The sequence below is a fragment of the Paenibacillus sp. BGI2013 genome, from assembly GCF_002843485.1.
In the GTDB taxonomy this organism is placed as follows: domain Bacteria; phylum Bacillota; class Bacilli; order Paenibacillales; family Paenibacillaceae; genus Paenibacillus; species Paenibacillus amylolyticus.
The window spans coordinates 21,701-32,118 of the sequence record NZ_PJFA01000027.1 but is presented as its reverse complement, the minus strand read 5'-3'; the positions used below and the strand labels follow the sequence as shown (position 1 = coordinate 32,118).

7 protein-coding genes and 13 tRNA genes are annotated in these 10,418 nt (G+C 50.4%); all 20 read left to right on the top strand.

Features of this window, described 5'->3' with window-relative positions:
• Positions 1-3: 3 nt before the first annotated feature.
• Positions 4-79, top strand: a tRNA-Val gene (locus CXK86_RS31600).
• 17 nt (positions 80-96) lie between these two features.
• Positions 97-170: transfer RNA gene (locus CXK86_RS31595), tRNA-Met, on the top strand.
• Positions 171-197: 27 nt separating this feature from the next.
• Positions 198-275 (top strand) — tRNA-Asp (locus CXK86_RS31590).
• Between the two features lie 19 nt (positions 276-294).
• A tRNA-Phe gene (locus tag CXK86_RS31585) sits at positions 295-370 on the top strand.
• 20 nt (positions 371-390) lie between these two features.
• A tRNA-Thr gene (locus tag CXK86_RS31580) sits at positions 391-466 on the top strand.
• Positions 467-475: 9 nt separating this feature from the next.
• Positions 476-561, top strand: a tRNA-Tyr gene (locus CXK86_RS31575).
• Between the two features lie 10 nt (positions 562-571).
• Positions 572-647: transfer RNA gene (locus tag CXK86_RS31570), tRNA-Lys, on the top strand.
• Positions 648-653: 6 nt separating this feature from the next.
• Positions 654-734, top strand: a tRNA-Leu gene (locus CXK86_RS31565).
• Positions 735-744: 10 nt separating this feature from the next.
• Positions 745-819: transfer RNA gene (locus CXK86_RS31560), tRNA-Gly, on the top strand.
• A gap of 7 nt (positions 820-826) precedes the next feature.
• A tRNA-Arg gene (locus CXK86_RS31555) sits at positions 827-903 on the top strand.
• Between the two features lie 17 nt (positions 904-920).
• A tRNA-Leu gene (locus CXK86_RS31550) sits at positions 921-999 on the top strand.
• Positions 1,000-1,006: 7 nt separating this feature from the next.
• A tRNA-Pro gene (locus CXK86_RS31545) sits at positions 1,007-1,080 on the top strand.
• A gap of 10 nt (positions 1,081-1,090) precedes the next feature.
• Positions 1,091-1,161, top strand: a tRNA-Gly gene (locus tag CXK86_RS31540).
• Between the two features lie 394 nt (positions 1,162-1,555).
• Positions 1,556-3,421, top strand: coding sequence for a 3D-(3,5/4)-trihydroxycyclohexane-1,2-dione acylhydrolase (decyclizing) (gene iolD, locus CXK86_RS31535; RefSeq protein WP_101315132.1), 1,866 nt, complete (start codon positions 1,556-1,558; stop codon positions 3,419-3,421).
• A gap of 53 nt (positions 3,422-3,474) precedes the next feature.
• The gene (gene iolE / locus CXK86_RS31530; protein ID WP_036671943.1) at positions 3,475-4,377 is read left to right on the top strand and encodes a myo-inosose-2 dehydratase; all 903 of its coding nucleotides are present in this window, start codon (positions 3,475-3,477) and stop codon (positions 4,375-4,377) included.
• A gap of 198 nt (positions 4,378-4,575) precedes the next feature.
• Positions 4,576-5,586 (top strand): 5-dehydro-2-deoxygluconokinase, encoded by a 1,011-nt coding sequence (iolC, locus tag CXK86_RS31525; RefSeq protein ID WP_101315131.1) that lies wholly within the window; start codon positions 4,576-4,578, stop codon positions 5,584-5,586.
• Between the two features lie 98 nt (positions 5,587-5,684).
• Positions 5,685-7,160: a CoA-acylating methylmalonate-semialdehyde dehydrogenase gene (locus tag CXK86_RS31520; protein WP_306821968.1), complete on the top strand. Its 1,476-nt coding sequence runs from the start codon at positions 5,685-5,687 to the stop codon at positions 7,158-7,160.
• A gap of 69 nt (positions 7,161-7,229) precedes the next feature.
• The gene (iolG, locus tag CXK86_RS31515) at positions 7,230-8,282 is read left to right on the top strand and encodes an inositol 2-dehydrogenase (protein WP_036671940.1); all 1,053 of its coding nucleotides are present in this window, start codon (positions 7,230-7,232) and stop codon (positions 8,280-8,282) included.
• Positions 8,283-8,393: 111 nt separating this feature from the next.
• Positions 8,394-9,200: a 5-deoxy-glucuronate isomerase gene (gene iolB / locus CXK86_RS31510; RefSeq protein WP_036607990.1), complete on the top strand. Its 807-nt coding sequence runs from the start codon at positions 8,394-8,396 to the stop codon at positions 9,198-9,200.
• Positions 9,201-9,329: 129 nt separating this feature from the next.
• Positions 9,330-10,337, top strand: a complete 1,008-nt coding sequence (locus CXK86_RS31505) for a LacI family DNA-binding transcriptional regulator (RefSeq protein WP_101315130.1) — start codon at positions 9,330-9,332, stop codon at positions 10,335-10,337.
• Positions 10,338-10,418: the final 81 nt, after the last annotated feature.

The following is a 10,418-nucleotide window of genomic DNA, read 5'->3' as shown; positions in this document are numbered from 1 at the left end:
TATGGAGGCTTAGCTCAGCTGGGAGAGCATCTGCCTTACAAGCAGAGGGTCGGGGGTTCGATCCCCTCAGCCTCCACCATATAAACTTTATAACGACGCGGGGTGGAGCAGCCCGGTAGCTCGTCGGGCTCATAACCCGAAGGCCGCAGGTTCAAATCCTGCCCCCGCAATTATACTTTCCTTTGAGAAAGTGATCTGGAACCGTGGTGTAGTTGGCCTAACATGCCTGCCTGTCACGCAGGAGATCGCGGGTTCGAATCCCGTCGGTTCCGCCATTTTTTTTTAATGTAGTAAGGCTCGGTAGCTCAGTCGGTAGAGCAGAGGACTGAAAATCCTCGTGTCGGCGGTTCGATTCCGTCCCGAGCCACCATTTATAACACCATGTAATACGCCGGTGTAGCTCAACTGGTAGAGCAACTGACTTGTAATCAGTAGGTTGGGGGTTCAAGTCCTCTCGCCGGCACCATGTAATCCTGGAGGATTAGCGAAGCGGCCAAACGCATCAGACTGTAAATCTGCTCCCGTACGGGTTCGGTGGTTCGAATCCATCATCCTCCACCAGTTTTTCTATGAGTCATTAGCTCAGTTGGTAGAGCACCTGACTTTTAATCAGGGTGTCGAAGGTTCGAGCCCTTCATGACTCACCATTATATGCGCGTGTGGCGGAATTGGCAGACGCACTAGACTTAGGATCTAGCGTCTTTGACGTGGGGGTTCAAGTCCCTCCACGCGCATCCTTTATTTGCGGAAGTGGCTCAGCGGTAGAGCATCGCCTTGCCAAGGCGAGGGTCGCGGGTTCGATTCCCGTCTTCCGCTCCAATATTTTGCGCCCTTAGCTCAGCTGGATAGAGCGTTTGACTACGAATCAAAAGGCCGGGAGTTCGAATCTCTCAGGGCGCGCCATTATAACTTCATATTTTGCCGGCGTGGCGGAATGGCAGACGCGCTCGACTCAAAATCGAGTGGGAAACCGTGGAGGTTCGAGTCCTCTCGCCGGTATAGATAACGGGATGTAGCTCAGCTTGGTAGAGCACCTGGTTTGGGACCAGGGGGTCGCATGTTCAAATCGTGTCATCCCGATTGTTGTTATGCGGGTGTAGTTCAATGGTAGAACTTTAGCCTTCCAAGCTAATAGCGTGGGTTCGATTCCCATCACCCGCTTATATATTGAAAAAGAAAGAGACGGTACTCACCGTCTCTTTCTTTTTTTCTGCATTCACAGGCATATTGACCATGATTGTATGCAAAGATCACGGACTATATGGCTGATTAGCATGTACCAACATGTATCCCATCCTCACGATATATTCCCCTCTCTTTTAAGTCTGTCCTTAGTCATTGTGGAAGTGTTCAAATAGAGAAGGTCTAACACATGTTTGAACACAAGAATATCTTTTCTTTATCACAATTTATAAAAACGCTTACAAAAATAGCTTGCGTAAATCATTAACCTGTAATACCATATCAATTAAGCGCTTAACCTTTAGGGGTAAGGCGCTTAAACTTAACGTAGATTAAGCGCTTAACCCGTAAAGGAAAGGACGGCGATCAATTCATGAATACAATTCGACTAACGATGGCTCAGGCACTGCTTCGATACCTGGATCAGCAATATATCTCGGTTGACGGGGTGGAAACCAAGTTTGTGAAGGGAATCATCGGTATTTTTGGACATGGCAATGTAACAGGCATTGGAGAAGCGCTGGAGCGCAGTCCGGGAAGCCTGACGTATATGCAAGGCAAGAACGAACAAGGTATGGTGCATACGGCAACGGCTTATGCCAAGCAGAAGAACCGTAGACAGATTTATGCATGTACAACATCCATTGGACCTGGTGCTTTGAATATGATTACAGCTGCAGCTACTGCAACGGTGAACCGGATTCCGGTTTTATTGCTTCCTGGAGATAACTTTGCTACACGGGAACCGGACCCGGTACTTCAGCAGTTGGAAGTGAGCAGTGATTATACAATCTCAGCCACTGATCCATTCAAAGCCGTCAGCAAGTACTGGGATCGCATTGTTCGTCCCGAACAGCTGATGATTGCTGTTACACAGGCCATGCGTGTGCTAACCGATCCAGCAGAGACAGGAGCAGTAACGCTCGCATTGCCGCAGGATGTGCAGGCAGAGGCATACGATTATCCAGAATCGTTCTTTGCCCGCAAAGTACATTATCTGGATCGTCGTCCCCCGGTACAGGCAGCCATTGAACGGGCAACGGAGCAGATTGCCCGAGGCAGAAAACCGCTGCTCGTTGCAGGCGGCGGTGTGTTGTACTCTGAGGCGTCCGTTCAACTCTTGGAGTTCGCCGAGGCATTTGGTATTCCGATCGCCGAGACGCAGGCGGGCAAGAGCGCAGTTTCTTGGGACCACCCACTAAATGTGGGGGCAATCGGGGTTACCGGCTCTTTGGCAGCCAATAGGCTGGCGAGAGAAGCAGACGTTGTGATCGGCGTCGGTACGCGGTTCTCGGATTTCACGACGGCGTCCCGCTCTGCTTTTCAACATCCGGAAGCTTCATTCATCAACATCAACCTGAACAGTATGGATGCCGCCAAGTTAGGCGGAGAAGCCATTCTGGCAGATGCTCGCGAAGGATTGCAGGCTTTGCAGAAGGAATTGCAGGAAAGACAATACCGAAGTGCATATGGCGCATCCGAAGTTGCTGATCTCCGCGCTGAGTGGAATGCAGAAGTGGATCGGCTGTATGCAGCTCAACATGAAGCAGGGCTGGCACAGACTACAGCAGTTGGCATCGTTAACCGGACCATTGATCCATCCTCCGTTATTGTGTGTGCGGCGGGCAGTCTGCCGGGTGATCTACATCGTCTGTGGCGTGCGTCTGAACCAAAGACATACCACATGGAGTATGGATTCTCCTGTATGGGGTACGAGGTAAGTGGAGCGTTCGGAGCAGCACTTGCCGAGCCGGATCGTGAAGTGTACGCGATGGTCGGTGATGGCAGTTATTTGATGCTGCATTCGGAGTTTGTGACTAGTTTGCAGGAACAGAAGAAGATGACCGTTCTATTATTCAACAACAATGGATTCCAATGTATTCATAATTTGCAGCGGGAACACGGTAGTGACGGGTTCGGCAATGAGTTCCGTTATCGGGAATCCGAGAGTGGACGACTGACCGGGGATTACATGCCAATGGACTTTGCTGCACACGCCCGAAGCATGGGAGCCAAATCCTATAGAGCGGAGACAGCAGAACAGCTGGAACAAGCACTCCGAGATGCGAAGAACGAAACAGTGAGTACGTTGATTGAGATTCCGGTCGTGCCTGGAACCAACGCAGGTGGATACGAGTCATGGTGGAATGTGGGTGTACCTGAGGTATCTGCCGAAGAAAAGGTAGTTCATGCTCATCACACGATGCAAGCCAACCGTGCCAAAGCAAGACCGATTTAATCCAGTTTAATATAGTGAATCACAATGTTGAACGACAAAGGAGACGTGGGGCAATGAGCAAGCTGCCATTCCAGCTTGGGATTCATCCGATCAATTGGGTCGGTGAAGATGTGAAAGAGCATGGTGATGCGACAACGTGTGCACAGATTCTGGATGACATTCAGCGTCTTGGGCTGACAGGTACAGAGATGGGACGTAAATATCCTACCGATCCTACTATATTGCGTGAGGAATTGAGCAAAAGGAATATCAAGCTGATCTCCCAGTGGAAATCCGTACTTTTCTCCGACACGGCATATCGTCAGTCGGAGCTGGACAGTTATCGCAAACATGCGGAATTTCTGCAATCCATGGGCAGTAAGGTAATCAGTACGGCAGAGGTAGGCGGGTCACTTCATTTTGATCCAAGACGGACACCGAATGAAAAAGAAGTGCTCAGACTCAGCGAATCTGAATGGCATATCTTCGCTGAAGGATTGAACGAAGCAGGAGCTATTGCCCGCGAACATGGGTTGAAGCTTACGTATCATCATCATGGAGGCACAGTGGTAGAGCAACCGGATGAGATTGATCGACTGATGGAGCTGACAGACCCTTCTCTCGTGTATCTGCTCTATGATACTGGTCATGCCTACTATGGCGGAGCCGATCCACTTGAACTGCTGCGCAAACATTATGATCGGATCGCCTATATCCATCTGAAAGATATCCGCCCGCATGTGCTGGATGAAGCACGCGAGGAGCAATCTGACTTTGTCGGCTGTATTCGTAGAGGAGTGTTCACTGTACCAGGCGATGGATGCATTGATTTTGCACCAATTCTACAAGAACTGATCACACGAGGGTACGATGGCTGGGCGATGCTTGAAGGAGAGCAGGACCCTGCGATTCATAACCCATATGAGTATGCGAAGCGATCTTTGAACTATATGGAGTCGTTATACCAACACAGCTGATTCGTTTAGCATTGTAGCGGTCAGAGGCCACACCTGTGAAGCGAAAAAGGAAGAAGGCCAGCAAGAGTATAACGTTACGATTGGAAAATAAAACTGACTTACTCTAGCCGTTACGAGTTCTTACGATGGAATGAGTAACTAGTCTAGATATCCATATAGAACATGGAAAATCCCACTACAGAAAGGGGCTCACATGCAATGACTTACGTATCCTTTCCGGTATCCAGGAAGAAGGATTTCACCGCGATTGGCCGCTTGTGCATCGACTTGAACGCCAATGAGATCAATCGCCCGATGGAAGAGACGATGACGTTTACGAAGTATGTAGGTGGCTCTCCGGCCAATATTACGATTGGCATGTCCAGACTGGGTATGAAGACGGCTTTTATCGGTAAGATCGCGGGTGACCAGATGGGCAGATTCATCCAGAGTTATTTGGAGAAGAACGGCATCGACACATCAAATGTAGTTACAGATGACACTGGAGCGGTGACAGGGCTTGCTTTTACCGAAATCAAAAGCCCAACGGATTGCAGTATCCTGATGTACCGGGACAATGTAGCGGATTTGTTATTACAGGCGCAAGAGGTACAAGAGCAGTTGATTGCTGACTCCAAAGTGCTGTTAATCTCAGGCACAGCCCTCGCGCAGAGCCCATCCCGTGAAGCCGTATTACAGGCACTAACGTATGCAAAAAAACATAGCACAGTTATTGTGTTTGATCTTGACTATCGCCCATACACATGGACATCGGACGAAGAGACAGCGGTCTATTACAACCTTGCAGCCGAGAAATGCGATATCATCCTCGGCACACGTGAAGAGTTCGACATGATGGAGACATTCGACCACAATCCGGATCATAGCGATCAAGTAACTGCACAGAAATGGTTTGATTTCTCAGCGAATATTGTAGTAATCAAACACGGCAAGGAAGGGTCCATTGCTTATACGCGTGAAGGGCTTTCCCATCGTGCGGACAGCTATCCGGCAAAAGTGGTCAAAACGTTCGGCGCAGGCGACTCTTACGCGGCTGGGTTCCTGTATGGATTGATGCAGGGCTGGACAATTGAGCGCAGTATGGCGTATGGCAGTGGCGCAGCAAGTATCGTTATTTCAAGCCACAGCTGTTCGGATGCAATGCCAACGGTGGAACAGGTGAATGACTACATTGAACGTTGCAATCGGGGCGAGATTACCGTGTCTTGAAGCACGTTGCAATACTTCGAACAACGTACTCATACAGATCTATAACAATGAACATGTTGAACATAAGGGATCACACATAAGTGAAGGGAGACAGGGCTATGGGAAAAGGAATTTCTGAAGCGTCTGCAACAGCGACAATGGTACAAAACTGGATCGGAGGTGCCTGGGTAACCCCGGCGTCAACTCGCACGGAGCCAGTGGTGAATCCGGCTACAGAAGAGGTTATTGCACATGTGCCACTGTCCGAACAAGCGGATGTGGATCTGGCGGTTCAGACAGCACAAGAAGCGTTCAAATCCTGGAGCAGCACACCGGTTCCGCGCCGTGCACGTATTTTGTTCCGCTACCAGCAGCTGCTGGTTGAACATTGGGAAGAGCTAGCTCGCCTGGTGACACTGGAGAACGGTAAAAGTTATGCCGAAGCGTACGGCGAGGTATTGCGTGGCATTGAATGTGTCGAGTTCGCGGCTGGTGCCCCGAATCTGATGATGGGCAAACAACTGCCTGACATCGCGACAGGACTGGAGTCGGGCATGTACCGCTACCCAATCGGTGTAATTGGGGGGATTACCCCATTCAATTTCCCGATGATGGTGCCGTGCTGGATGTTCCCGCTGGCTATTGCGTGTGGTAACACCTTTGTCCTGAAGCCGTCCGAGCGCACACCGCTGCTGGCAGGCCGCCTGGCAGAGCTGTTCAAGGAAGCGGGGCTTCCGGACGGCGTGCTCAACATCGTTCACGGTGCGCATGATGTCGTGAACGGGTTGCTGGAACATAAGGATGTTCAAGCGATCTCCTTTGTCGGATCACAACCTGTAGCTGAATACGTCTACACCACTGCATCCAAGCATGGCAAACGGGTACAGGCACTGGCTGGTGCCAAAAACCACTCCATCGTTATGCCGGACGCCGATCTGGATCTAACCGTGAAAGAGATTACCAGTGCAGCTTTTGGTTCAGCAGGGGAGCGTTGTATGGCATGTGCGGTTGTTGTAGCTGTGGGTGATGTGGCTGACGAACTGGTACAAAAGCTGGTGGAAGCGGCAGACCGCATTACCATTGGTAACGGCATGGATGAGGGCGTGTTCCTCGGTCCTGTCATCCGTGGACCACATAAAGAGCGTACACTCAGTTACATTGAAGCCGGAGAGCAGGAAGGCGCGGCATTGATTCGGGATGGACGTAAGGATCAGGCGACAGGTGAATCCGGTTATTTTGTAGGGCCTACGGTATTCGACCAAGTTGATAGCAGTATGAAAATTTGGCAGGATGAGATCTTTGCTCCGGTACTCTCGGTGGCAAGAGTGTCTACGCTGGAGGAAGCCGTTGAGCTGGCGAACCGTTCTGATTTTGCCAACGGGGCGTGTCTGTTCACCCGCAGCGGAGCGAGTATGCGTCAATTCCGTGAAACGATTGATGCGGGCATGTTGGGTATTAACCTGGGCGTACCTGCGCCAATGGCATTTTTCCCGTTTTCCGGTTGGAAAAAGTCCTTCTATGGTGATCTACATGCCAATGGTACGGATGGTGTTGAATTCTACACTCGCAAGAAGATGGTAACGGCGCGCTGGTAACAACCAGAGCATCACTCGGGCTAAGGGGAACGCCCAGCCCATATGTACGCACATAGGGAGGATAACGGAATGGGCAAGGACAAAGTGAGAATTGGCATCATCGGTGCTGGACGGATCGGCAAAATTCATGCAGACAATCTCCTGCGTAACCCGCATGCCGAGATTGTGGGAATCAGTGACTTGTTTGCAGGTCCTGAATTGGAGGCTTGGGCCTCCAGTCGTGGCATCCCTGTTGTAACAACGAACAGCAGCGAGTTGATCTCGATGCCTAATGTAGACGCGGTGCTGATCTGTTCTTCAACAGATACACATGTGCCGCTGATCGAACAGGCCGCCCAGGCGGGCAAACATATCTTCTGCGAGAAACCAGTCAGCATGGATCTGGCACAGACCCAAGCGGCGGTAGCGGCAGTTCAGAAGGCTGGCGTGAAGCTGCAAATTGGATTTAACCGCCGCTTCGATCACAATTTCAGACGGATACGTGCGCATGTGCAGGATGGTACGATTGGTGATCCACATATTATCAAAATTACGTCTCGCGACCCGAGTCCGCCTCCTTCGGAGTACATCCGGGTGTCTGGCGGGATCTTCATGGACATGATGATCCACGATTTTGACATGGCCCGTTATCTGTCCGGGAGTGAAGTGGAAGAAGTGTACGCTCAGGGCAACGTGCTGATCAATCCGGTTTTTGCGGAACATGGTGACGTGGATACAGCGATTGTAACGATGACTTTTGCCAATGGAGCGATTGGTGTTATTGATAACAGCCGTCAGGCAGTATACGGATACGATCAGCGTGTTGAAGTATTTGGCTCGAAGGGCAGCGCCGCAGCGGCGAATGATCATCCAAATACGGCTGAGATCAGTACAGCGGCCGGGCTTATGCGCGACAAACCGTTACACTTTTTCCTGGAACGCTACAATGAAGCATATGTACAGGAGACAGCCCTCTTTATCGATGCAATCATTCATGATACACCGGTTATCGTTGATGGCCACGATGCAGTACAGGCAGAACGAATTGCACTGGCAGCAAAAATGTCCATGGAGCGGGGAAGACCTGTGAAGCTGAGTGAAGTCCCTGGGGTGTCACTGGAATCGCAAACGGCAACGCCATAGGTGGATGATTAAAGTCACTTTTTTCTAATAGAGCGTAAGAATGGTCCAAGTTTTTGTTTTTTATAAGTATCAGGTTGTTGTGGACGATTACAGAAAGGAGTGGATGACAAGATGTCAGAACGTATTGTGAAACCCGTGGTGAACCCGGAGGGAGACGGTACACTTATAAACGTAACACCGGAGTCGGCGGGGTGGGAATATGTTGGCTTTCAGGTAGCGAAGCTGGCGGAGGGGGAGACGCTAACCCGTGAGAGCGGTGATCAGGAACTCTGTGTGGTGCTTCTCAGTGGTTTCGCCAATGTAAGTACCCGGGAGCACACATGGGATAATATCGGAAAAAGAATGAGTGTTTTCGAGAAAATACCTCCGTACTCGGTCTACGTCTCAACTTCCGATCAAGTGCAGATCACAGCACGTACCGAACTGGAAATCGCTATATGTGTTGCACCCGGTAAAGGAACGCACCCGGCTCGTCTCATTGCACCCGAAGATGTAGGGGTAGAGGCGCGAGGGTATGGTAATCTGGAACGCCAGATTCACAACATTTTGCCGGAACAAAAGGAAGCAGACAGTCTGCTCGTTGTTGAGGTATTCACACCAGATGGGCATTGGTCCAGTTACCCGCCACATAAGCATGATCGGGACGCACTCCCGGATGAATCTTTGCTGGAAGAAACGTATTATTTCCGCGTGCAGCCTGAGCAGGGGTTTGCCATTCAGCGTATATACACGGATGATCGTTCTGTGGACGAGACGCTAGCAGTGAAAAACGGTGAAGTGGTGCTTGTTCCGGACGGATATCATCCGGTAGGCGCTCCTCCGGGGTATGAGGTCTACTATCTGAACGTGATGGCTGGACCAACCCGGACCTGGAAATTCCATAACGATCCTGACCATGAGTGGTTGATGAAAAAGTAAAACAGTTCATGCTACGCACATTGTGCTGGCTTCAAGTTGCGTATGCAGACTTCCCCCTGCATAATGAGAAGAAGAGAACAATTATCTATGTATAACGAAATTTATATATAGCACAAATGGGGAAAAACAATGAAAGCAACCATATACGATATAGCACGCGAGGCGGGTGTATCCATTGCAACCGTCTCGCAGGTCATTAATGGCAAAGGCAAGATCAGCGAGAAGCGGCGCGCTGAGATTATGGAGATCATGGAACGCCTTCATTATCAACCCAGTGCGATCGCAGCTGCACTTACAGGGAAGCAGACGTATACATTGGGGCTGCTCGTACCGGACATCTCAAACCCGTATTTCGCAGAACTCGCAAGAGCCGTGGAGGATCGAAGCCGTCAATTGGGTTACAGCGTGGTCATCTGCAGTACGGATAATAAGGACGAGCGGGTAGAGCGTTATCTGAATCTGCTTCAGCAAAAAAGGGTAGATGGCATGATGATCGGAACCGGGATCGATAATGCAGAAATTTTGTCACCCCTCTTGCAGCAGTCTATCCCTGTTGCTCTGATTGCCCGTCATATGCCATCCCTGTCGGTTCATACAGTCACCATTGACGACATAATTGGCGGAGCACTCGCAGCGGAGCATTTGCTTGAACTGGGGCACACCCGTGTAGCGGTTCTGTCGGAACCGTCCAAAGTCAGCAGCAGTCAGGAACGTGTACGTGGATTCCGTGAAACACTGATTAAGGCAGGCCATACGCTGGAACAGAATCAGATCCGAGAATCGGCAGCTGACCTGAGCTCGGCCAAAAAAGAGGCGTTACTGCTGCTCGGTGAGAAGGATCACCCGACAGGTTTGTTCTGTTGTAATGACATTCAGGCCATTGGTGCACTTCAGGCAGCCAAAGAGCTGGGGCTACGCGTGCCAGAGGATGTGTCGATTATCGGGTTTGATAATACCATTCTGGCTTCGGTAACCAGTCCACCGCTTACGACCGTTGCCCAGCCAATTGAAGAATTGGGACATCGCGCTGTAGATCTGTTGATTGAAGAGTTAAAGGATGAACAAAAAGAGCCACAGAAGATTGTGCTGAAGCCTGAGCTGGTTATCCGAGAATCAGCAGGTCGTGTATTGAGCTGAAAACAAATAGTTTTCGGCGTACGCTGAACAGATGTGAGGTCAAGTCTACGTATGTCATATTCATGCTCGGGATAAGGGTTA

Coding starts and splice junctions, on each gene's coding strand:
- iolB (WP_036607990.1), top strand. CDS start 8,394: ATGTCAGAACGTATTGTGAAACCCGTGGTGAACCCGGAGGGAGACGGT.
- iolC (WP_101315131.1), top strand. CDS start 4,576: ATGACTTACGTATCCTTTCCGGTATCCAGGAAGAAGGATTTCACCGCG.
- CXK86_RS31520 (WP_306821968.1), top strand. CDS start 5,685: ATGGGAAAAGGAATTTCTGAAGCGTCTGCAACAGCGACAATGGTACAA.
- iolE (WP_036671943.1), top strand. CDS start 3,475: ATGAGCAAGCTGCCATTCCAGCTTGGGATTCATCCGATCAATTGGGTC.
- CXK86_RS31505 (WP_101315130.1), top strand. CDS start 9,330: ATGAAAGCAACCATATACGATATAGCACGCGAGGCGGGTGTATCCATT.
- iolD (WP_101315132.1), top strand. CDS start 1,556: ATGAATACAATTCGACTAACGATGGCTCAGGCACTGCTTCGATACCTG.
- iolG (WP_036671940.1), top strand. CDS start 7,230: ATGGGCAAGGACAAAGTGAGAATTGGCATCATCGGTGCTGGACGGATC.